Annotated in this window: 17 protein-coding genes and 1 tRNA gene; 6 read left to right on the top strand and 12 right to left on the bottom strand. The window is 42.9% G+C overall.

Going from position 1 to position 22,619, the window contains the following annotated elements:
- Positions 1–19: 19 nt before the first annotated feature.
- The 3 genes from CJF29_RS19635 to alaS form a co-directional block, all read right to left on the bottom strand.
- Positions 20–577 carry an RNA polymerase sigma-70 factor gene (locus CJF29_RS19635; RefSeq protein WP_074559384.1) on the bottom strand — a complete coding sequence of 186 codons (558 nt, stop codon included), beginning with the start codon at positions 575–577 and terminating at the stop codon, positions 20–22.
- A 27-nt stretch (positions 578–604) separates the two neighbouring features.
- Complete coding sequence (locus tag CJF29_RS19630) at positions 605–2,842, bottom strand: GH92 family glycosyl hydrolase (RefSeq protein WP_074559399.1); 2,238 nt, start codon at positions 2,840–2,842, stop codon at positions 605–607.
- A gap of 523 nt (positions 2,843–3,365) precedes the next feature.
- On the bottom strand, positions 3,366–5,984 hold the full coding sequence (gene alaS / locus CJF29_RS19625) for an alanine--tRNA ligase (protein WP_099146482.1): 2,619 nt from the start codon (positions 5,982–5,984) through the stop codon (positions 3,366–3,368).
- 171 nt (positions 5,985–6,155) lie between these two features.
- Here alaS and CJF29_RS19620 point away from each other — a divergent pair, with 171 nt between their 5' ends.
- Positions 6,156–7,124: a M23 family metallopeptidase gene (locus tag CJF29_RS19620; RefSeq protein WP_004305395.1), complete on the top strand. Its 969-nt coding sequence runs from the start codon at positions 6,156–6,158 to the stop codon at positions 7,122–7,124.
- Between the two features lie 20 nt (positions 7,125–7,144).
- Positions 7,145–7,489 (top strand): MerR family transcriptional regulator, encoded by a 345-nt coding sequence (locus tag CJF29_RS19615; protein WP_004301384.1) that lies wholly within the window; start codon positions 7,145–7,147, stop codon positions 7,487–7,489.
- 7 nt (positions 7,490–7,496) lie between these two features.
- On the opposite strand, the gene CJF29_RS19610 is transcribed toward CJF29_RS19615, so the two are convergent.
- The 5 genes from CJF29_RS19610 to CJF29_RS19590 form a co-directional block, all read right to left on the bottom strand.
- Positions 7,497–9,737, bottom strand: a complete 2,241-nt coding sequence (locus CJF29_RS19610; RefSeq protein WP_008776780.1) for a RelA/SpoT family protein — start codon at positions 9,735–9,737, stop codon at positions 7,497–7,499.
- Between the two features lie 72 nt (positions 9,738–9,809).
- Entirely contained in the window at positions 9,810–11,105 is a 1,296-nt protein-coding gene (locus CJF29_RS19605) for a lytic transglycosylase domain-containing protein (protein ID WP_074638096.1), read from the bottom strand.
- A gap of 33 nt (positions 11,106–11,138) precedes the next feature.
- Entirely contained in the window at positions 11,139–12,026 is an 888-nt protein-coding gene (locus tag CJF29_RS19600; RefSeq protein WP_099146483.1) for a DUF5683 domain-containing protein, read from the bottom strand.
- Positions 12,027–12,917 (bottom strand): ParB/RepB/Spo0J family partition protein, encoded by an 891-nt coding sequence (locus tag CJF29_RS19595; RefSeq protein WP_009000352.1) that lies wholly within the window; start codon positions 12,915–12,917, stop codon positions 12,027–12,029.
- An 11-nt stretch (positions 12,918–12,928) separates the two neighbouring features.
- A complete protein-coding gene (locus CJF29_RS19590) occupies positions 12,929–13,693 on the bottom strand; it encodes a ParA family protein (RefSeq protein ID WP_009000353.1) in 765 nt (254 codons plus the stop codon).
- Between the two features lie 356 nt (positions 13,694–14,049).
- Between CJF29_RS19590 and surE the strand changes: the two genes are divergently transcribed.
- The 3 genes from surE (at position 14,050) to CJF29_RS19575 (ending at position 16,873) form a co-directional block, all read left to right on the top strand.
- Complete coding sequence (gene surE / locus CJF29_RS19585) at positions 14,050–14,817, top strand: 5'/3'-nucleotidase SurE (protein ID WP_009000354.1); 768 nt, start codon at positions 14,050–14,052, stop codon at positions 14,815–14,817.
- Between the two features lie 43 nt (positions 14,818–14,860).
- A complete protein-coding gene (gene lpxB / locus CJF29_RS19580) occupies positions 14,861–15,997 on the top strand; it encodes a lipid-A-disaccharide synthase (RefSeq protein WP_099146484.1) in 1,137 nt (378 codons plus the stop codon).
- Positions 15,998–16,090: 93 nt separating this feature from the next.
- A complete protein-coding gene (locus CJF29_RS19575) occupies positions 16,091–16,873 on the top strand; it encodes a NigD-like protein (RefSeq protein WP_099146485.1) in 783 nt (260 codons plus the stop codon).
- A 102-nt stretch (positions 16,874–16,975) separates the two neighbouring features.
- On the opposite strand, the gene CJF29_RS19570 is transcribed toward CJF29_RS19575, so the two are convergent.
- The 3 genes from CJF29_RS19570 to rsfS are packed head-to-tail and all read right to left on the bottom strand — an operon-like array spanning position 16,976 to position 20,360.
- On the bottom strand, positions 16,976–17,824 hold the full coding sequence (locus CJF29_RS19570; RefSeq protein WP_099146486.1) for a phosphatidate cytidylyltransferase: 849 nt from the start codon (positions 17,822–17,824) through the stop codon (positions 16,976–16,978).
- Positions 17,825–17,840: 16 nt separating this feature from the next.
- Entirely contained in the window at positions 17,841–19,991 is a 2,151-nt protein-coding gene (gene ftsH / locus CJF29_RS19565) for an ATP-dependent zinc metalloprotease FtsH (protein ID WP_032852107.1), read from the bottom strand.
- Between the two features lie 9 nt (positions 19,992–20,000).
- Complete coding sequence (gene rsfS / locus CJF29_RS19560; protein ID WP_004301405.1) at positions 20,001–20,360, bottom strand: ribosome silencing factor; 360 nt, start codon at positions 20,358–20,360, stop codon at positions 20,001–20,003.
- A 264-nt stretch (positions 20,361–20,624) separates the two neighbouring features.
- On the opposite strand from rsfS, the gene CJF29_RS19555 reads away from it, so the two are divergent.
- Positions 20,625–20,695, top strand: a tRNA-Gln gene (locus tag CJF29_RS19555).
- A 383-nt stretch (positions 20,696–21,078) separates the two neighbouring features.
- On the opposite strand, the gene CJF29_RS19550 is transcribed toward CJF29_RS19555, so the two are convergent.
- Positions 21,079–22,437 (bottom strand): transposase, encoded by a 1,359-nt coding sequence (locus CJF29_RS19550; RefSeq protein ID WP_099146487.1) that lies wholly within the window; start codon positions 22,435–22,437, stop codon positions 21,079–21,081.
- Positions 22,438–22,619: the final 182 nt, after the last annotated feature.

Here is a 22,619-nt window from a genome sequence, read left to right as displayed (position 1 = left end):
CAAAACGCAAAAACACTTATTATAATCGCCATAAAAATAAGAAAAGAATCGTCCAAAGAGGATCAAGTCGGCCACGCAAGTATTTTAAAGCCTTATACATATGGGCTTCCACCGTGCGGAGTGAAACTCCGAGAATATCGGCTATTTCCTTGTTTTTCATATCATGCAGATAGCTAAGTTTGAAAACCTCTTTGCATTTGTCAGGGAGTTCATTAATTGCATCATGAATTTCCTTGCGGAGTTCCTTATCTTCGATCCTCCGAATTACTTCGTTGTTGTCCGGTTGATAGAATTCTGCGTGTCTTTGGTTGATTTCTTCCATGGCAACACAATAACCGTCTTCCACACTGCGGTGTTTCAAGACGTTAAGGGCACGGGTGTAAACGGCACGATAGAGAAAGGCCTGGATTTGGTCGCCTATCTCTATGTGGTCTTTCCGCTTCCATAATTCTACAAATACGTCCTGCACTACATCCTCTGCTTCTTCTTCTCCCACCAGACGGGTTGCATAGAAAATCAGGCTGGGGTAGTACCGGCGAAATAGTGCTTTATAGGTTATATCGAAGTTTTCGTTCATTCTCTCAATTGGTTGTTCAGGTTTGGCTTATGGGTTATTTTCTTCGAATATGACTCCAATTGCTTTAGGGGTGTTACTCATTTCGAATTCGACAGTTGCTCCACTCATGATTTGCTCGTGAGTAAGATACGTTTTGTCATACGGTTTTCCATCTATTTTGATGGATTGGATATAGATATTTTCTTTGTTCACTTTGGGGGCCAGTACGGTGAAAGTCTTTCCATTCGCCAGATGTAATTGCATTTCCGGGAATAGGGGAGTACCTATCTCGTATTTTCCACTGACGGGATTGACGGGGTAGAATCCCATCGCACTGAATACATACCATGCTGACATCTGTCCGCAATCTTCGTTGCCACAAAGACCGGCTGGTTCGTTCTTGTAGAGCTCGTTCATCACTTTGGCTACATATTCTTGTGTGCGATTTTCGTGTCCTATAGCATTGAACAGATAAATAACATGATGGCTCGGTTCATTGCCATGCGCATATTGTCCTATCATGCCCGTGCTGAAGATAGGTAGTTCGTCATCTGCTGCCGGATGATAGGTGAACATACTGTCCAGTTTTTCGGCAAATCGGTTTTTACCTCCTACAAGGTCGATCAGTCCGTTAATGTCATGCTGTACAGACCAAAAGTATTGCCATCCGTTGCTTTCGCAGATGTGTGGCGTATAGTCATCGGCTTTGAAGTCCTTGATAAAGATGCCTTTGTCGTCACGTGGCTGCATGAAAGAAGTAGCGGGGTTATATACATTCTTATAGTTTTGAGAACGTTTGTAAAATTCGTCCGCAATGTCTTGTTTGCCCATCTTCTTCGCCATTTCGGCAATGCAATAGTCATCGAAAGCGTATTCCAGTGTTTTGGATAACGACCAGTTTTCTGCGTTGTAGTGGTCTGTTACGTTGTAAGGTATGTATCCTAATTCTTTGTAGAGTCCGATGCCGCGGTAATTATCCAGATTAGCCGTTGCTATGCAAGCATCTAAGGCTTTCTTTGCGTCGAAGTCGCCGATTCCTTTCAGATAGGCGTCTACAATAACAGGAACAGCATGATAACCGATCATCATGTCTGTTTCACTTCCGTAGAAGTTCCACACCGGTAGGCGGCCATTCTGTTCGTAGAAGGCGATGAAGGATTTCACCATGTCGTTTACACGCTCGGGTTCGGTATAAGTAAAGAGCGGGTGGGCGGCACGGTATGTATCCCATAGGGAGAAAGTGCTATAATTAACCCAGCCGTCGGCTTGGTGCACTTTCTTATCGGGGCCGTAGTAAGCTCCGTCTACATCACTGTAAATAGTTGGAGCAATCATTGAGTGATAGAGAGCGGTGTAGAAGTTTACTTTATCGTTCTCATTATCGCTTTTTATTTCAATCTTTCCGAGCTGGCGGTTCCAGTTTGCTTTTGTTTCCGCCAAGTATTTGTCGAAGTCATTTTCGGGGACTTCAGCTTGCAGGTTTTTGGCTGCTCCTTCCATACTGACACCGGAAATGGCAGTGTTTACTAATATCTGTTCATCCTTTTGGGTATTGAAATCGAAGCGGGCGATAACAGTGGTGCCGATACGTTTATTGTCTTTGATGATGGCAGTTGTGTCCAGTTCCATTTTCTCAAAAGGCTTGGAGAATCGGGTGCGGAAATAGATGTGTTGATCGCGTGCCCAGCCGTCGGAGAAACGGTAACCTTGAATGGTGACGGAGTCTACGACTTCGATATGAGAATCGTTGGTAAAATCCCAGTTCATGGCTTTCTTCAGATTTAAGAAGATAGCAGATTGGGCTTCCGGAAACGTATAACGTTGGATACCACAACGCTCGGTGGCAGTCAGTTCGACGTTGATGTTATAATCAGTCAGGCGTACTTGATAATAACCGGCATGAGCACTTTCATCTTTGTGGGAGAATTTAGAATGGATGCCAAGCGGTGCTTCCGCTTCTTTGTAGGGAAGAGTGACAGGCATGAAAGAGATGTCATACAAATCTCCCGCTCCAGTGCCGGAAAGATGCGTGTGGCTGAAACCGGCAATCGTACTATCCGGATAGAAATAACCAGAGATACGGTCCCATCCGGGGAGTCCATTATCCGGGCTAAGTTGCACCATGCCGAAAGGAGCTTGGGCACCAGGATAAGTGTTTCCAGTGAAGTCTGTTCCGATAAATGGATTTACATAAGATGTGTAATCTATTTCGTGTTTCTCTTGCTTAGGGGTACAAGAAATGAGCATGCAGGTTAACAGCAGGCATAGATAAGCAGGTGTTCTCATCATTCTTTAGGTATTAGTGATTACTTATTTTATTTATTTGAAGGATAAGAAAAATAATTAATCTGGTCACAAAGGTAGAAAAAAACTGTGACAAGCCTAAATTATAAGCTAATATTTTTAGAAAGAGACAAATAGACTTCTGTTTTTTACCGGGTTTGTTGGTTTTTGGGGGAGGGTAGGAAATATTCTTCCCCGATGCTTTTATAGGGGATTCAAAAGGGGATTCAAGCCGAAATTGTTGTTGGTGAATTCCCTTCTGTAAAATAGTGACGCTATCCGATGCAAATAGTGACGCTATATGCCAGCGATACCGTCACTATCCTGTGCATATACCGTCACTATTTTTTTCTACATTAATAGGGAGTTTCTTATGTATTTATTCAGACGCGTCTAATTTTAAGTCTTTACGTAAAAGAGGTTGTCTATAAGTCTCTTTTTAACGATTTCACCCCTATCAGAACAAACTCTGACAGGGGTGATTTCTTTTTTTCGGGGCCTGTTAGACAGCCTCTTTTATTTATTCTTAGATTCCTGCCAGCTCCAGTACTTTTTCAACTGCTGCCGGTAGTCCATCAGCATTTTTACCTCCTGCAGTAGCGAAGTGAGGTTGGCCACCGCCGCCACCTTGAATCAGTTTAGCAGCTTCTTTTACCAGATTACCAGCTTTCAAACCACCAGCAACCAAATTATCGCTAAGCATTACTGTCAGCATCGGTTTGCCATTGTCTGTACTTCCGGCTACGAAGAACAAGTTTTCTGTGATTTCACCCCGAAGTTGGAAAGCGATATTCTTCACTACTTCTGCCGGTAGTGGGGCACAGAACTTGATTACTTTGATACCGTGGATCTCTTGTACATTTTTCAGTAGTCTTTCCTTCAAAGCTGCTTCTTTCTCTTTCATGAAGTCTTCTACCTGCTTTTTCAATCCTGCATTTTCATCCAGATATTTACGGATTGCAATTCTCAAGTCAGGAGCATTGTTAAAGAGAGCCTTCAAGTCGCTAAGTGTATCTTGTATCGTATCCAGCATTTCTTCCACGCGTGCTCCGGTATAAGCTTCAATACGGCGAACGCCGGCAGCAACAGAACTTTCGGAGATGATTTTTACCATACCGATATTTCCGGTTGCAGCTACATGTGTACCACCACAGAACTCGATAGAAGTACCGAATTGGATCACACGAACTCTGTCGCCATACTTTTCACCAAAGAGGGCGATAGCTCCCAATTCCTTAGCTTCCTCGATAGGAATATTGCGATATTCTTTCAATGGGATATTAGCGCGGATTCTTGCATTGACGATATGTTCTACTTTACGGATTTCTTCATCGGTCACTTTCTGGAAGTGAGAGAAGTCGAAACGCAATGAATCCGGTGTAACCAATGAACCTTTCTGTTCGATGTGTTCACCCAATACTTCACGTAAAGCAGCATCCAGCAAGTGGGTCGCCGAGTGATTAGCTGCGCAGGCAGCACGTTTGTCGGTATCTACACAAGCCATCATCGGAGCTTCCGGATGATCGGGTAACTTTTTGGTAATATGTATCGGAAGATTATTCTCTTTCTTTGTATCGACCACTTCAATCGTTTCGAACTCGCTTACCAATACACCGGTATCACCGACCTGACCACCACTTTCTGCATAGAATGGAGTATAGTCGAGTACAATCTGATACAATGTCTGGTTCTTTTGTTTGATCTGACGGTAACGAAGGATAGAAGCCTCGTATTCAGTGTAATCGTAACCAACGAATTCAGTAGTCCCTTCTTTCAGTACAATCCAGTCACCTGTTTCGATGGCGGCGGCATTACGTGCACGCTGTTTCTGTTGCTGCATTTCTTCATTGAACTCTTCAATGTTGACAGTCATTCCGTTTTCACGGAGAATCAGCTCTGTCAAGTCGAGCGGGAAACCGAATGTATCATATAAAGTAAAGGCATCTTTACCGCTGATTTCAGTTTTTCCATTGGCTTTGGTATCTTCCATTGTCTTATCCAATAGACGGATACCAGTTTCCAAAGTGCGGAGGAATGATTCTTCTTCTTCCTTGATTACTTTTTCAATCAGTGTCTTTTGTGCAACCAGCTCAGGATAAGCTTCTCCCATGTTATCAATCAATACAGGAAGCAACTTATACATAAATGCCTGTTTCTGTCCGAGGAAAGTATATCCGTAACGAACAGCACGGCGAAGGATACGGCGGATCACATAACCAGCTTTCGCGTTAGAAGGCAACTGACCGTCTGTGATAGAGAATGCAATAGTACGGATATGGTCGGCAATTACACGCATGGCGATGTCCTGCTGCTTATCTTTTCCGTATTCTGTACCCGACATAGCTGCAATAGCTTTCAGCATTGGCTGGAATACGTCTGTATCGTAGTTGGATGTTTTTCCTTGTAAAGCCATACAAAGGCGTTCGAATCCCATACCGGTGTCAATAACCTTTGCAGGAAGCGGCTCAAGGCTGCCATCTGCTTTGCGGTTGTATTGCATGAATACGAGATTCCAGATTTCAATTACCTGCGGATGATCGTGGTTCACGAGGTCGCGACCGGAGATCTTGGCGCGTTCTTCAGCAGGACGGAGGTCGATATGGATTTCGGAACAAGGTCCGCAAGGTCCTGTATCACCCATTTCCCAGAAGTTGTCGTGTTTGTTACCGTTGATGATGTGATCCTTTGGCAAGAACTGTTCCCAATAAGAAGCAGCTTCGTCGTCACGGCTCAATCCTTCTTCGGGACTTCCTTCAAATACGGTTGCATAGAGATGTTCCGGATTCAGTTTCAAGACTTCTACCAGATATTCCCACGCCCAGCTGATCGCTTCTTTCTTGAAGTAATCGCCGAACGACCAGTTACCAAGCATTTCAAACATGGTGTGGTGGTACGTATCGTGTCCTACTTCTTCCAGGTCATTATGCTTTCCGCTTACACGCAAACATTTTTGCGAGTCCGCGACTCTTTGGTATTTCGCCGGATGGTTACCCAAAATAATATCTTTAAACTGGTTCATACCCGCGTTCGTAAACATCAGGGTAGGGTCATCTTTAATCACCATCGGAGCCGAGGGAACGATGTGGTGTCCTTTCGACTCAAAGAAATTCTTGAATGAATCTCTGATCTCTTTTGCAGTCAACATATAATGAAGAATTATGATTTATGAATTATGAATTATGGGCTGTGGGATATGAGAGAGGGGAAGAATCCCCAATAAATCATAAATCACAACTCATAAATTCGTAAAAACTGTGCAAAGATAGCTTGTTTTTATTACTTTTGCCGTATTAACAAGCGAAATATTTCCAAAAAGATGCGCAAAGTATACTACATCTATAATCCACAGACCCAGACTTATGATCGAATTTACCCTACCGTACGGCAGCGTGCGCTTAGTATCCTGCGTCGGCTTTTCTATGGAATGGGGTTGGGAGCAGGTTGCTTTATTGTATTGCTTTTGATTTTTGGTTCTCCGTCGGAGAAGGAATTAAGAATTGAAAACAGCCGTCTTTTGGCGCAGTACAATGTGCTTTCCCGGCGTTTGGACGACGCTATGGGGGTGCTTCAGGATATTCAGCAACGTGACGATAATCTGTATCGGGTGATTTTACAGGCAGATCCTGTTTCTCCGGCTATTCGCCAGGCAGGTTATGGTGGGACGAACCGTTACGAAGAACTGATGGATTTGGCGAATGCCAAGTTGGTGGTGAACACGACTCAAAAGTTGGACGTGCTTTCCAAAAGGCTTTATATCCAGTCGAAATCTTTCGATGATGTGATTGATATGTGTAAGAACCATGATGAGATGCTGAAATGTATTCCGGCCATACAGCCTATTTCGAATAAGGATCTTCGTCAGACAGCATCCGGTTATGGTACACGTATCGATCCTATTTATGGTACGACAAAGTTCCATGCAGGCATGGACTTCTCTGCTCATCCGGGAACGGATGTATATGCTACCGGAAACGGAACAGTGGTGAAAGTGGGATGGGAAACCGGATATGGTAATACCATTGAGATAGATCATGGCTTCGGGTATCTCACTCGGTATGCTCACTTGCAGGGATTTAATACGAAAGTCGGAAAGAAAGTGGTACGTGGTGAGATTATCGGAAAAGTGGGTAGTACAGGAAAAAGTACCGGTCCGCATCTGCATTATGAAGTGCACGTGAAAGGGCAGGTAGTGAATCCGGTCAATTATTATTTCATGGATTTGAGTGCCGAAGATTATGAAAAGATGATTCAGTTGGCAGCCAATCATGGTAAAGTATTCGATTAAAATCTTAAAACAGGAGTGTTATGCTTAATACAGACAAAGAATTGAAGCTATATTATTCAATAGGGGAGGTTGCCGACATGTTCGGAGTCAATCCGTCATTGCTCCGTTTTTGGGAAAAGGAATTTCCGCAAATCTCTCCTAAGACAGCGGGAAGAGGAATACGTCAGTATCGTAAGGAAGACGTAGAAACGATCGGACTTATCTATCATTTGGTCAAAGAGAAAGGGATGACACTTCCCGGTGCCCGGCAACGTTTGAAGGATAATAAAGAAGCTACAGTTCGTAATTATGAGATCGTTAATAAGCTGAAAGCGATCAAAGAAGAGCTTTTGGCCATTAAACGCGAACTGGATGGGCGGGAATAAATGAAAGCTATTCCTCTACACGGCTCACCTGTTTGATATTCTGTATTTTCTTCAGATTGTTGCAGATCGTTTTTACATCATCCACATCATGTACCCACAATTGGATTTTTCCTTCAAAGATGCCATCTTCGGTTTCGATGGTTAGCTTACGGATATTTACATTGAGCTGTCTGGAGATGACCTGGGTGACTTCATTCAAAAGTCCCATGTTGTCTATACCTTTTATATATATATATACCAGGAAAGACAGTTCTTTATGTGTATCCCATTCGGTCGCTAATATGCGGTTGCCATAGCTGCTCTTCAATTTGGCGGCAACAGGGCATTGGCGCTTGTGAATAATGATCCGGTCGTTTTCATCCACATATCCCAATACATCGTCACCGGGAATAGGATGGCAACATTCGGCCATGATATATTTCTTCTGCAAACTTTCTTCCGTCAGTTTGAGCACCTCTTTCGGGTTGATTTTTTCTTTTTCCTGCGGTTCTTTCTCTTCCTGCTTCTCTTTGCTATTGCCGAAAGAGAAAGTCAGATATTTCTTCCAGTTACTGGTTTGCTTTTCTTTCAGTTCATTCTTGTCTGCTTCTCCCAGAACGATTGCTTTACTACCAATGGCAGCCAGCAGTTCTTCCTCATTCTTGGCATTATGCAGTTTGCGTAGCTTTTCGATAACAGCTTCTTCCGGACGGACTTCCTCCTTTTTCAGAAACTCACTAAGGATTTCTTCCCCTATCTTTTGATTTGCTTTACGCTCTTTACGGAGAATGGCTGCTATCTTGGCACGGGCACGGGCAGTGGTTGCAAAAACTTCCCATTGCGGTTGTACGCGTTGCGATTTTGAAGTCAGGATTTCAACTTGGTCACCACTTTGCAATTTGTGGCTCAACGGCACTAATTTATGATTGACTTTAGCGCCAATACAATGGCTACCAATATCCGTGTGCAGGGAAAATGCGAAGTCGAGAGCCGTAGAGTTCTGCGGCATAGTCTTCAGTTCGCCTTTAGGAGTGAACACGAATATTTCAGATGCAAATAAATTTAGCTTAATGGTATCCAGGAAGTCAATGGCATCCGGTTGCGGATCATCTAATATCTCCTTAATCGTTCTCAACCATTTTTCTAATTCGCCTTCATCCTCGCTACCTCCTCCTTCTTTGTATTTCCAGTGGGCTGCGAAACCTTGTTCGGCAACGTCGTTCATCCGTTCACTACGAATCTGGACTTCAATCCATTGTCCGTTGTTACCCATCAGAGTGACGTGTAATGCCTGATAACCATTAGCTTTAGGATGGCTGACCCAGTCGCGCAAACGGTCCGGATGGGGTTTGTATATCTTGGAAATAGAAACGTAGATATCGAAACAGTCGTTGAGTTCTTCTTCTTCATTGCGTGGTTCGAAGATGATTCGAACAGCCAGTAAATCGTATATTTCTTCGAAAGGAACATGCTTGGTCTGCATCTTGTTCCAGATGGAATAGATTGATTTTACACGGGCAAGTATCCGGTATTTCAATCCCATCTTATCCAGTTGGGTACGGATCGGGGCTGTGAAGTCGTTGAAGACCTTGTCACGTTCAGCGGCAGTAGCATTCAACTTCTCTTCTATTTCCGCATATTCTTCGGGATGTTCATATTTGAAGCTTAGATTCTCAAGCTCCGTTTTTATCTTATAGAGCCCCAAACGGTTGGCAAGTGGAGCATAGATGTAAAGCGTTTCGCCTGCAATCTTATATTGCTTGTTGGGTAACATGGAGCCAAGAGTACGCATGTTATGCAAACGGTCCGCTATCTTGATAAGAATGACCCGGATATCATTCGACATGGTGAGCAGTAACTTCTTGAAGTTCTCTGCCTGTGCCGAAGCACGGTCACCGAAGATTCCACCGGATATTTTAGTCAGTCCGTCCACAATCTGGGCAATCTTCGGACCAAAGATATTCTCGATGTCTTCCACTGTGTAATCAGTGTCCTCTACCACATCATGCAGCAAGGCTGCACAAATAGAAGTGGAACCGAGACCTATTTCATTGCATACAATGCTGGCAACGGCAATCGGGTGCATAATATAAGGTTCACCCGAACGGCGTTTGATTCCTTTATGCGCCTGATTGGCAAAGTTGAAAGCTTTCGTAATGATTTCAACTTTTTTGCGATGTTTAGTATTGAGATAGTCATTCAGTAGTTCGTGGAACGCCTGATTAATCATCTCTTCGTCAGCTATTTCTTTGGGGGCCAGATTATCCATAATTGTTATCCTTTCACTTGCTTAGTTCTGCAAAAATAAGCAAATTTCCGAACGATGCAAGCAGGAAGTTATTTATTTGTATATTTTCAATCGTTTTCCTGCTGCAATTTTAGTGTTAGACATTCCATTCCACCTTTGTATATCCTTGATTGTGACGCCATACTTTCCGGCGATAGTGGATAAAGTGTCTCCACTTTTTATTGTGTAATAGGTTAGTTTCCCCTTACCGGCAACTGCTGTTGTCGTTTTACGGGTTGCAGGTGTAATATCCTTTACAGCAACGGTTTTGCGGTTGCGGAACAACTCATCGGCACGATGTGCATAAATCGTATCTTGCTTATCGATAAAAGTACTGATCGCGTCGATAGGGAGTCTTAGCGTATAAGGTTTGCTGTCACCCGGAATCATTTGCTTCTTATATTGCGGATTCAAACTCTTGATCTGATCCAGAGGTACATTACAAAGGTCAGCGATTTGTTCGAAGTGCAGATTTTGGTTTACTTGCACTGTGTCAGTACTTGCCGGAATATTGGTTTCCATCGGGCAGATATTGTGGTCGCAGTAGTAAGTCATCACGTAGTTGGCAGCGATAAAGGCAGGCACATAGCCACGCGTTTCTTTAGGCAGGTAATTGTAGATTTTCCAATAATCAGTTTCGCCATTGGCACGGCGGATTGCCTTATTGATTGTACCGGGCCCACAGTTATAAGCAGCAATTACCAGATTCCAGTCTCCATAGATATCATACATTTCTTTGAGATAACGAGCGGCAGCCCAAGTTGCTTTAATCGGGTCACGACGTTCATCTACCAGGCTGTTTGATTCCAAACCATAAATCTTACCTGTACCAATCATAAATTGCCACAGACCGGAAGCACCTGCACGTGATACGGCTGATGGGTTCAACGCAGATTCGATAATCGGCAGATATCTTAGTTCCAGTGGAAGTCCGTATGCATCCAATGCTTCTTCAAAAATAGGCATATAGAAGTTGCAGGCACTTAGCATGAAAGAAACCTGATTGCGCAAGCGTCCTGCATACATATCGATGAATTTGCGGATAATATCATTATAAGGCATTTCCATGATGGCCGGGATGCGTGACAAGCGGTCGATATAGACAGAGTCACTGAATAAAGGATTGATTTCAGCCGTACTGCAATCCTTGCCTAAATCAATATAATTTTTAGCTTTCCAGTCATTCAACAGACTGTCAAGTGGATAAGTCATACTTTTAGGCAGGTCGATGCTTTCTTTGCGTTCAGTTCCATTTTCACGAATCACTACATCTACACTTTGCGCTTTTACCTGCGACGTGGCCACTAGTAAAAGAAAAATAATCGAACAATAGCTAACTAATTTCTTCATGCTTCAATAATAAGATCAATCTAAATTGTGTTTTTAAAATCGTAATACGCATTGCAGGCCAACCGACTTGTTTTTAAAGCTGTTGGAGCGGAACTGGTTGTTATTATCAATAACGGCCGGCTCTACTTTCATACTCAAGTCGGGGGTTATATCGAAGTTGGATAACTCTGCATCTACATAAGCGTCGATGATAGAGATCAGGTAAACTCCGATAAATGCAAATATACTAAGGTCCCGATAACGACGGAACATATCTTTTCTTCTTTTTAGTGTGTTTTTTAGCTGCTCCTCATTATAAGTGGAGTTCGGGGGCAACAAATCTTCGTAACTTTTCGTATTCGGATTGCTGTCCATAATGTCCAGATAGGCTTGCGAATAGTCTTTGTACATCTTACCGTTCCAACTTAAGGCGTAAGCACAACCAGCAAATCCTCCATATATAATAGGTAATTTCCAGTATTTACGGTTGTAAATCTGTCCTCCACCGGGGAATACGACTGCCAGCCAGGTAGCTTTGGTCGGATTCGGGATAAATATCTTCTTGTTAATATCTTGAGTCGTTGGCGGTACACTGTCGGTCTTTACAACAATCGATGCCGGCTGCTCTATCTTTTTCAGCTCTTTTTTGTAGGCTGCGTCCAGGCTGTCTGCTATCTGTATCTTGGCAGCCGACAAACTGTCGATGGCCGGAAGTTCTTTGGAGGGTATAATCCGGATAGAATCCTGTCTTGTAGAATCCTGTGCAATCGGCTCACGATGTCTTCGTGCACGGGCTTTCGGCGCTTCACGCTGTATGATTGTTGTATCTTTCCGTACCGGAGTAACAGTGGACTGTGCATACACATCAATCCCTGCCACCTGTAAAAAACAGAGAAGCAGGGCGCTGACTAGTAACTGATATTTCTTACTTTTTCTTGTCATTTACTTCTTTAGCGTATCGAAGATTTCCATGATACGTTCCAGTTCCTCCTCGTTACCGAAAGGAATACTGATCTTTCCCTTTCCCTTTTCAGAGCAAGTGAGTTGTACCTTGGTGTTGAAAAAGCCAGAGAGTTGTTGCTTCAATAAGTTGAACTCTTCGGGAAGTTTGGCACGTTTCGGTGTTATTTTCCGTGTGCCGCTTTTCACCGCTTCTCCTTCGCTTAATGATTTAACAATTTCTTCTACTTTGCGGACTGAATATCCGTGTTCTTGTATTTCTTCGAATATTTTAACTTGTAGTTTAGGGTCGCCTAATGAAATCAGCGCACGGGCATGTCCCATGTCCAGCTGCTTGTTTTGCAGGGCCATCTGTATTGGAGCCGGCAATTTTAGTAAGCGCAGGTAGTTGGCGATCGTCGTTCTTTTTTTTCCGATACGTTCGCTAAGACGTTCCTGTGTCAATTCATACTGATCGAGCAGATGCTGGTAGGCAAGTGCGATTTCTACGGCATTCAGGTCTTCACGCTGGATATTTTCAATCAGCGCCATTTCCATCATGTTTTCGTCGTCGGCAGTGCGTATATAAGCAGGGATTGTTTTCAAGCCTGCTCTTTGTGAAGCGCGATAACGACGTTCTCCCGCGATGATCTGATATTCATCGTCCGAGAGTTTGCGTAAAGTAATAGGTTGGATGATACCGATTTCCGCAATGGAATCAGCCAGTTCCTGCAATGCTGTTTCGTCAAACTCACGGCGGGGCTGGTTAGGATTGACAGTAATCTTTGCCAGCTCTATTTCATTAATGGAAGAAGACCCTTCGGTTTTCACATCATCCATTGAGAGCAAGGCGTCTAAACCGCGTCCTAATGCATTTCTTTTTTGTGTTGCCATATCTTCTTCTTTTATTTATTTCGGTTGATAATCTCTTTAGCAAGAGCCAAGTGGTTCTTGGCACCGGTAGATTCCGCATCGTAAAGGATGGTCGGAACACCGTAGCTGGGAGCCTCGCTCAATTTCACATTTCGTTGAACAACGGTATTGAACACCAGTTCCTGGAAATGCCGTTTCACTTCGTCATAGATCTGATTAGCCTGACGCAGACGAGAATCATACATCGTCAGCAGGAAACCTTCGATCTCTAAAGCCGGATTCAGTTTCGACTTGATGATTTTGATGGTATTCAACAGTTTGCTGATACCTTCAAGAGCGAAATATTCGGCTTGAACGGGAATAATCACCGAATCCGCTGCCGTTAGGGCGTTGATCGTGATTAGTCCTAATGAAGGAGAACAGTCTATCAGAATATAGTCATATTCTTTCTTCAAAGGAGTGAGCACTTCTTTTAGTATCTTTTCTCGGTTTGGGAGGTTCAGCATTTCAATCTCTGCCCCTACAAGATTGATGTGCGAAGAGATCACTTTCAAAGAATCAATCTCCGTGTCAAGGATAGCGTCCTGTACGTTGGCTCTGTCAATAATACACTCATAGATAGTGCATTCCGACTGCTTGATGTCTACTCCCAGACCGGAAGAGGCATTAGCTTGCGGGTCGGCATCTACCACGAGAACCTTTTTTTCCAGTGTAGCAAGTGAAGCTGCGAGGTTAATCGTAGTCGTTGTTTTTCCTACACCACCCTTTTGATTGGCCAAAGCAATAATTTTTCCCATATTCTCTAAATTTATTGGCAGCGAAATAAGTGATAAATCCTTAGAGCGCCTACGAAAAAAGAGAAACTTTGCAATTTCTGTTGATAAGTCGCCTGTTTTGTTAATAACTGTCGGACGAAACGGTTATAAAACTTCAACAGGTTCATCATCTTCTTTTCTCTTTAACGAGCTTGCAAATATACATATTTATATTGGATATCTATTTCTTTTTTTGCTCGCTTGCAGAAGATTAAGATTTGTAAACGGGTAGGAGTGGGGTGGAAAGAGACTTTTCGATCTGATGTAGGGAGGTGTTTGGCGGTACGGCTTCTTTTTGTTACTTTTGTGCGAATATAAAAAAGGAAAGGATTGAAGATATGGAAAATGAAAAGCCGTTGATACTTGTTTCTAATGACGATGGCGTGATGGCTAAAGGGATTAATGAACTGGTGAAGTTTCTTCGCCCTTTGGGAGATATTGTGGTAATGGCACCTGATGCTCCGCGCTCGGGCAGTGGTTGTGCGCTGACGGTGACGCAACCTGTTCATTATCAGTTAGTAAAGAAAGAAGTAGGTTTAACTGTTTATAAATGTTCGGGAACACCGACCGATTGCATCAAATTGGCACGGAACACAGTGCTCGACCGGACACCGGACTTGGTAGTCGGTGGTATCAATCATGGAGATAACTCCGCCACTAACGTACACTATTCTGGCACAATGGGAGTGGTATTCGAAGGTTGTTTGAATGGAATCCCTTCTATTGGCTTCTCTTTGTGCAATCATGCACCCGATGCCGATTTTGAAGCTGCCAGACCTTATATTCGCAGTATTGCCACCATGGTACTGGAAAAAGGACTTCCTCCTTTAACCTGCCTGAACGTAAATTTCCCGGATACAACCGATATCAAAGGAATCAAAATCTGTGAACAGGCAAAAGGCCGTTGGACGAACGAATGGGCTGCCTGTCCCCGTCTGAACGATCCGAATTATTTCTGGTTGACCGGTGAATTTACCGATCACGAACATGAAAATGAGAAGAACGATCATTGGGCTTTGGCAAATGGCTATGTTGCTATCACTCCGACCACGGTTGATGTGACAGCTTATCACTTTATGGATGAACTTAACAACTGGTTTAATTAGTTGATATTACCTATCATTTATCAACTATCAACTATCAACTATTATGAAGTATTATCTGATTGTCGGCGAAGCTTCCGGCGACTTGCACGCTTCTCATCTGATGGCTGCCTTAAAGGCAAAAGATCCGCAGGCTGATTTCCGGTTTTTCGGAGGTGATTTGATGGCTGCCGTCGGAGGAACGATGGTGAAACATTATAAAGAACTGGCATACATGGGTTTTATTCCCGTGTTGCTCCATCTGCGCACTATCTTTGCAAATATGAAGCGTTGTAAAGAAGACATTGTTTCCTGGCAACCGGATGTTGTTATTCTCGTGGACTATCCGGGATTCAATCTGGATATAGCCAAGTTTGTTCATGCAAAGACACAGATTCCGGTTTATTATTATATTTCTCCGAAGATATGGGCGTGGAAGGAGTATCGTATCAAGAATATAAAACGAGATGTAGACGAACTTTTCTCCATTCTTCCTTTTGAAGTAGAGTTCTTCGAAGGAAAGCATCAATACCCCATCCACTATGTTGGTAATCCTACCGTGGATGAGGTGGTGGCTTATCAGAAAGCTCATCCGAAAAATAAGGATCAGTTTATTGCGGAGAATCAACTGGAAGATAAACCGGTAATAGCTCTTCTTGCAGGTAGTCGGAAACAGGAAATCAAAGATAATCTGCCGGATATGTTGAAGGCTGCTTCTGCTTTTCCCGATTATCAGCTTGTTCTGGCGGGTGCTCCTGCCATTGCTCCCGACTATTATAAAAAATATGTAGGAGAAGCGAAAGTGAAAATCATTTTCGATCAAACCTATCGTTTGTTGCAGCACGCAGATGTGGCTTTGGTCACTTCAGGCACGGCTACTCTTGAGACGGCATTGTTTCGTGTTCCCCAAGTCGTTTGTTATTACACTCCGATAGGGAAAGTGGTTTCCTTCTTGCGGCGTCATATCTTGACCGTGAAATTTATTTCGTTAGTTAATCTGATTGCCGACCGTGAAGTGGTAAAAGAGTTGGTGGCGGATACGATGACCGTGAAGAATATGCAAAGTGAATTGAAAAATATCATTGAAAATGAAGCATATAGAAATGAAATGCTTTTGGGATATGAATATGTGGCCGAACGGTTGGGGCCTGCCGGTGCTCCCCGTCATGCAGCTCGTGAAATGCTGCGCTTGTTGAAAAAATAACTTTCTTTTTCTGAATAAACGTAAAGCCGATGCAGTAATTGCACGGCTTTTTTATTTATTAAGCAGAAGACTAAAAAAAGAAAGGAAAAAGATATGAAAAAATTTAAGTGGCTTTTAGGAATGTTGTTATTGGCATTAGTGCCAATGTTGCAATCATGTGATGATGATGGTTATTCTATCGGAGATTTCAGTTGGGATTGGGCGACCGTTCGGGCAACCGGTGGAGGAGGTTATTATTTGGAAGGTGATCGTTGGGGATTGATTGATCCGGTTGCTACTTCCATACCTTGGTTTAAACCGGTAGACGGTGAACGTGTAGTGGCCTTTTTCAATCCTTTGTATGACATGGAAGGAGGAAAAGGAGTTCAGGTGAAAATGGAAGGTGTACAGGAATTGTTGACAAAGGAAGTGGAAGATATGACCACAGAGGAAGAAGCGGTGGAATTCGGCAATGATCCTATCCTGATTTATCAGGGTGACATGTGGTTGGGAGGAAAATTCCTGAATGTTATTTTCCGTCAGGAGCTGCCTCGCTCGGAGAAACATCGTATCAGCCTTGTGCAAAATAAGATAGAAACGGGAGAACCATCAGAACCGAGAACATTGAATGTAGCTGAAGATGGTTACGTACATTTGGAACTGCGTTATAATACGTATGAGGATGTGACTGACTATTGGGGATGGGGACGAGTTTCTTATAATCTGGAAAAGTTCTTCCCAACGGAAAAAGATGCCGAATCAACAATGAAAGGTTTTAAAGTGACTATAAATTCAAGAGAACATGGAGAAGGAAGAGTGATCGTTCTTGATCTGGAACATCCGGTAGGTGTGCCGGAAGCTGCGAAGGATGTACACTCCACTTCTTCGATCCGATAACCTAACTATGATTTACTGTGTGTGAAAAAGGTCGGGATACTTCTATCGAAGTTCCCGACCTTTTGTATTGTGTGCAATTCTAATCGATGAGAAAAACTCCTGTTAGGACCACGTTAATGCATATAGGTAAACGACTGCTGCCGGTATGGCCATCAAAGAACTATCAAACCGATCGAGCATCCCTCCATGTCCCGGAAGAATATTTCCCGAATCCTTTACGTGCAATTGGCGTTTTAGCAATGACTCCGTCAGGTCGCCCCATGTACCGAATATAACCACTACCAATGCCAGTCCTGCCCATTCCATCATTGACATAAATGGGAAGTAGTGAGCAAGTATAAAAGATACTCCGATTGCTACAACTCCGCCGCCGATAGAGCCTTCCCATGATTTCTTGGGAGAGATGCGTTCAAAGAGTCGGTGTTTGCCTATCAGTGACCCGATGCAATAAGCACCCGTATCATTCAGCCAAAGGAAAATAAAGATGGATAACGGTAGAATCGGATTATAGCTTATGCTACTGAATTCCGATGCCGGATCATTATGGAAAGCCAATACATTCAGCAAAGCAAAAGGCAGACCGATATAAAATTGGCTAAGCATCGAATAAGCCCAGTTAAGTACCGGGTTCTCCTTTTTCAGATACAACTCGCTAATCATCATGTAAAGCAATAAAAGCACATACGGGATGAATATTTTCGAATCGGCTGCATCAATGCAGAATCCCATGATTGCGAGGAATAAATAAGCCCCGCCGAGCATATTAATGGTCTTGTTTATCTTGACTCCTTCTGCGCGCATATTTACCAACTGTGCAAACTCATAAATAGTCAGTGCACTGATAACGGTGAACAGAATGCCAAAACTGAATGCGTCATAAAGGATGCACCCTACCAAGATGGCAACGAAGAGTACACCCGTAATAGCTCGTTTTATGAAATTGTTAATCAAAATCTATTCGTTTTAATTAGTTGGACCCGTTAGCTTGTTCTTCTCCATTGGACTTACCCTCTACGGTAACTTTGCCTTCCACTGTAACCTTGTTACCTGCTGCGGCAACTTTGGTGTCAATGGGGGCTTGCTCCTCTGCAGTATTTTCAGCTTCTTCTTCTTTGATTTCTTTTTCTTCTTCTTTTAACTTTTGGGCAAGTTCCCTTTCAGCTCTTGCGGCATCCTGGCTTTCTTTAGCAGCCATGATTTCTTCCGAACGCGAAGCCCAGGGGCGTTTGCCGAAGATACGTTCAACGTCTTCCGCAAAGATTACCTCTTTGTCAATCAGTAATTGCGTCAGTTCGTTGTGACCTTCTTTGTGCTCTGACAGAATTCTCTTGGCGCGGTCATACTGCTCGTTCACCATTCTCTTGACTTCTTCGTCAATTAGTTCGGCTGTCTTTTCGCTGTATGGACGGTTGAAAGAATATTCATCGTTGTTGTAATAACATAAATTCGGCAGCTTGTCGCTCATACCTAAATAAGCAATCATACCGTATGCCTGTTTAGTCACTCTTTCCAAGTCGTTCATGGCACCAGTTGAAATGCGGCCGAGGAATAAATCTTCAGCGGCGCGTCCTCCTAAAGTAGCACACATTTCATCCAACATTTGCTCCTTAGTAGTAATCTGACGTTCTTCCGGCAGATACCAGGCAGCTCCTAATGCACGTCCGCGGGGAACGATAGTTACCTTAATCAACGGATTGGCATATTCCAATAACCAGGAGATAGAGGCGTGTCCTGCTTCATGCAAAGCGATGGAACGTCTTTCAGCTTCCGTAGTAATCTTGGTTTTCTTTTCCAGACCACCGATGATGCGGTCTACCGCATCCAGAAAGTCTTGCTTGCCTACAAATTTCTTTCCGTGGCGGGCAGCGATCAATGCAGCTTCATTGCAGACATTGGCGATATCCGCACCCGAGAATCCCGGAGTTTGGCGAGCCAGCAAGTCTACATCAACACTATCGTCTATTTTGATCGGGCGCAAATGCACACCAAATACTTCTTTACGTTCATTCAAGTCGGGCAGATCCACATGTATCTGACGGTCAAAACGTCCTGCACGGAGCAATGCTTTATCAAGTACGTCTACACGGTTAGTAGCAGCAAGGATAATTACACCGCTGTTGGAACCGAAACCGTCCATCTCTGTCAATAACTGGTTCAAGGTGTTTTCGCGTTCGTCATTTCCTCCCATTGCAGGATTTTTGCCACGAGCACGTCCTACGGCATCAATCTCATCAATAAAGACGATACAAGGAGCTTTCTCTTTGGCCTGTTTAAACAAGTCGCGAACACGGGATGCACCTACACCCACAAACATTTCCACGAAGTCAGAACCTGCCAGTGAGAAGAAAGGAACATTAGCTTCACCCGCCACAGCTTTGGCAAGCAAAGTTTTACCGGTTCCCGGAGGGCCTACCAGCAATGCTCCTTTGGGTATCTTACCTCCCAAATCCGTATATTTCTGCGGTTCCTTCAAGAACTCTACAATTTCCTCTACCTCTTGTTTCGCTTCTGCCAAACCCGCTACATCCTTAAATGTAATCTTGATGGCTCCACCTTTTTCAAAAAGCTGGGCTTTTGATTTTCCTACGTTAAATACACCGCCGGGGCCACCACTGCCACCTCCGCTCATACGGCGCATGAAGAAGATCCATAACGCTACAAGCAAGACAAGCGGGAGTATCTGGATCAGGATTGCGGGAAAAATATCCGATTTGGGCGGATAGTCGGAAGAACCGTCAAAATGACCGGCTTCCTTTTCTGCCTGCAAAAACTCTTCCAGTTTATCGGTAGATGGCGTTCTACTTGTAATGATAGGGTTACGTCCCACTTTGGTAGAGTCCGCTCCAAAAACAGCCCCTACAGCAGTCGGTTTAAGAAAAGCTTCTATTGACTTATCTTCATAACCCAATACTTTGCTTACATAGCCCTTTTTTACGTAGTCCTGAAACTCACTGTAAGTTACAGCTTTGCTTCCAGCTCCCTTTGAATCACTGCCCCACCAGAGGCCGAGAAGCATAAGGGCAATAATCATATACATCCAGTTCAGGTTGAACTTAGGCATATTAACCTTATTGTTAGGTTTATTGCTATTGTTATTATTGCTATTATTATTGTCCATAATCATTAATTAGTCTAGATCGGGGATTTGAGTAAGTTTGGCATCTGCCCAAAGGTGTTCAAGATTATAAAAATCTCTTGTCTCCGGTAAAAAGACGTGTACCAGTACATCGGCATAGTCCATTGCCACCCATTCAGCATTCCGGAGTCCATCGATTGCATAAGGTTTGCTATCCGCACCTTTGCGTGTAAATTCCTTGATTGAATCTACAATGGCACTCACTTGACTGGGAGAATTTCCCTGACAGATAACGAAATATTTACAGATGGTATCTTCTATGCTGGTTAAATCGGCAACGATTATCTTTTTACCTTTTTTCTCTTGAATTCCTTCTTTTATTTTTTCAATTAATACTTTAGTATCGTTCATTCCTGTAATTGAGATTAATAATTTATGTTCTCTATTTGTTTATAACAAAAAAAGGCAACCCTTTGTTTCTGATTATAAACGTGATATTTTTGACAAATATACGCTGATTTATTGGATACAAGAAAGTTATCCCTCAATTTTTGTGTTTTTTAGTGGAGATACTTTTGTTTAGAAAGCTTATTTGGACATTTTTGCAAAAAAAATATCAGAATTGTTTTGAATTCCCAAAATATTTGTATCTTTGCACCCGCAAACGGGAATTATTGGGCTATGGTGTAATGGTAACACTACAGATTCTGGTCCTGTCATTCCTGGTTCGAATCCAGGTAGCCCAACAAAATCAACGTCAATTTAGATAGAACCCTGCTAAGAATTAGTTTTTGCAGGGTTTTATTGTTTCCGGACATTCATAGTCAAGAGAAACGCAAATTTGCTGTGAAAAGAAGCTGTGAAGTTGATGTTTAAGAAATAAATCTTTAAACAAGCTGTATAAGCTGGGATATTCCGTAAATGTTCCTCTTTCTTATAAATCAAGAGAAAAGTTTTACTTTACGTGAGCTTTTCTCTTATTTTTTTCGGCCAAATTGCCATTCCTCTATCTTTTTTATAGAATATTATTTACATATTCTTATTTTTTTCTTCCCAACCATGCATTATGTACATGTCTTTTTCAGGGGAAGTTAAAACCTCTCCTTTTTTTCCTCTTATTTTGGTCCGATTATGCTGCCGTTCTTTTTTTCTTTTCGACCTTTTTTATCATACATACCGCATTAGCCGTATGTATTCCAAAGAAAATCCAAAGGATTTCCGTTTTCCTGTTTCGGGCTTTTATCCTAGCCAGTGAGTAATGTTGTTTCTGCGTTCCAAAGCTTCCTTCCAGGCGGGTAGCTCTTTCACGGCTGAGTTCCGAGCGTAAGATCTTACGAAGCGGCTCATCTTTGGCAGCTCTGCCCTTACGCTTAAAGGAAGTACTTATATGATATTTTGTACAAAATTTCCGGTTGGCATTATTGGCATAGATTGAATCCGCCGCAAGCGCCTTAACCCTAACCCCGGTCAGTTGTTGTTGCAGATGAATACAGTCTTTCAAACGTACTCCTTCGTTAAAAGCCTTAAAGGAGATATGTTCTATAAAGGAGATTCCGTCTATCTGTATATTGTTGACTTTGGCTCCGAATTCAACGGATTTGGTTTCCTTGCCTCTGATAATGGGACGAAGGTAATGCCGGTCGATACTCACGATACGGTTGGATACTTTTTTGCCTGTAAATAAATTCTTCCCTTGCTCAAGGACTGTCTGTATGACCGAGAAACGTCTTTGGTAATCAGAGGATAGTGTAAGCCTGTTCCTGTAGGATGAATGAAGCTGCTCCAGCTGGTCAAGTAACTTTTCCAATAACTGAAGTAACCTGCGCGTAATCATACGAGTCTGTGATTTCCTGCGTTTACGCAGTTTACTGTAAACAAGATAGGCACGGCTTACATCAAGATATTTATTACGGGGACGTTGTATGTACAATGTCCGGCAATGTTTGCACAGATGACGATGAAGCCATACAATACCTTCCCATAAGAGTTTGACATCAGTAGGGAAACGCAGATGGCTTTCATAACAGGTGGCATCGGTCATACAGACATGAAGGTTCTCAAGATAAGGTTTCCAATGGTCAGCCAGAATAGGCTGGAGGGACTCAATATCAAGGCGATCCGCTAGTTCCTGACGAATTGCACTGACGATTTTAGGATTGGTCAGTGGATGAAGCGGGTCAATCTGAACGCCACAAAATAACTGGTAATGAATATTACCGTTTAAATGTTCAATCAGTTGTGAATCTGAAAAGTTGGTATAGGACTTCAGGACCATCAAAGCTATTTTACCCTCAGGAGAAAAATAACTTTTACGACCCAAAGCAGAGGACTTCAAATGCATTTGTCGGGCCAGTTCCGAGAAAGGAAATAGAGCATGGAGGCGACCTAATTCACTCGTTGCAAAACTTTGACGATATTTTTTTAGCATATCGAACTCAGTAAAACCTAAACGAGGTTCGATTTCAGAGATTTTTTGTATCTTTACCATGTGTTTTTATTTTAGATTACCCCCGTTTTGGCCGTCAAACCGTTTTTTGGGGGGAATGCTTAAAGATACAAAAAAAGGCAACTAACTCGCAATGAATTAGTTGCCTTAAATTTTCCTATTTTAGGAATATCCCTAAGCTTGTTTAGCAGAAAAGAGAAACAGGTTTTATTGCTCAAGCGAGC

The organism is Bacteroides celer, from assembly GCF_002632415.2.
In the GTDB taxonomy this organism is placed as follows: Bacteria; Bacteroidota; Bacteroidia; order Bacteroidales; family Bacteroidaceae; genus Bacteroides.
Note: the sequence above shows the minus strand (reverse complement) of the source record. Positions and strands in the feature narration are given on the sequence as shown.

Excerpts from the sequence above, each read along its gene's own strand:
- CJF29_RS19590 (WP_009000353.1), bottom strand. The coding sequence starts at position 13,693 with ATGGGAAAAATTATTGCTTTGGCCAATCAAAAGGGTGGTGTAGGAAAA.
- CJF29_RS19630 (WP_074559399.1), bottom strand. The coding sequence starts at position 2,842 with ATGAGAACACCTGCTTATCTATGCCTGCTGTTAACCTGCATGCTCATT.
- CJF29_RS19605 (WP_074638096.1), bottom strand. The coding sequence starts at position 11,105 with ATGAAGAAATTAGTTAGCTATTGTTCGATTATTTTTCTTTTACTAGTG.
- lpxB (WP_099146484.1), top strand. The coding sequence starts at position 14,861 with ATGAAGTATTATCTGATTGTCGGCGAAGCTTCCGGCGACTTGCACGCT.
- rsfS (WP_004301405.1), bottom strand. The coding sequence starts at position 20,360 with ATGAACGATACTAAAGTATTAATTGAAAAAATAAAAGAAGGAATTCAA.
- alaS (WP_099146482.1), bottom strand. The coding sequence starts at position 5,984 with ATGTTGACTGCAAAAGAGATCAGAGATTCATTCAAGAATTTCTTTGAG.
- CJF29_RS19575 (WP_099146485.1), top strand. The coding sequence starts at position 16,091 with ATGAAAAAATTTAAGTGGCTTTTAGGAATGTTGTTATTGGCATTAGTG.
- ftsH (WP_032852107.1), bottom strand. The coding sequence starts at position 19,991 with ATGGACAATAATAATAGCAATAATAACAATAGCAATAAACCTAACAAT.
- CJF29_RS19610 (WP_008776780.1), bottom strand. The coding sequence starts at position 9,737 with ATGGATAATCTGGCCCCCAAAGAAATAGCTGACGAAGAGATGATTAAT.
- CJF29_RS19600 (WP_099146483.1), bottom strand. The coding sequence starts at position 12,026 with ATGACAAGAAAAAGTAAGAAATATCAGTTACTAGTCAGCGCCCTGCTT.
- CJF29_RS19595 (WP_009000352.1), bottom strand. The coding sequence starts at position 12,917 with ATGGCAACACAAAAAAGAAATGCATTAGGACGCGGTTTAGACGCCTTG.
- CJF29_RS19635 (WP_074559384.1), bottom strand. The coding sequence starts at position 577 with ATGAACGAAAACTTCGATATAACCTATAAAGCACTATTTCGCCGGTAC.
- surE (WP_009000354.1), top strand. The coding sequence starts at position 14,050 with ATGGAAAATGAAAAGCCGTTGATACTTGTTTCTAATGACGATGGCGTG.
- CJF29_RS19615 (WP_004301384.1), top strand. The coding sequence starts at position 7,145 with ATGCTTAATACAGACAAAGAATTGAAGCTATATTATTCAATAGGGGAG.
- CJF29_RS19550 (WP_099146487.1), bottom strand. The coding sequence starts at position 22,437 with ATGGTAAAGATACAAAAAATCTCTGAAATCGAACCTCGTTTAGGTTTT.
- CJF29_RS19620 (WP_004305395.1), top strand. The coding sequence starts at position 6,156 with ATGCGCAAAGTATACTACATCTATAATCCACAGACCCAGACTTATGAT.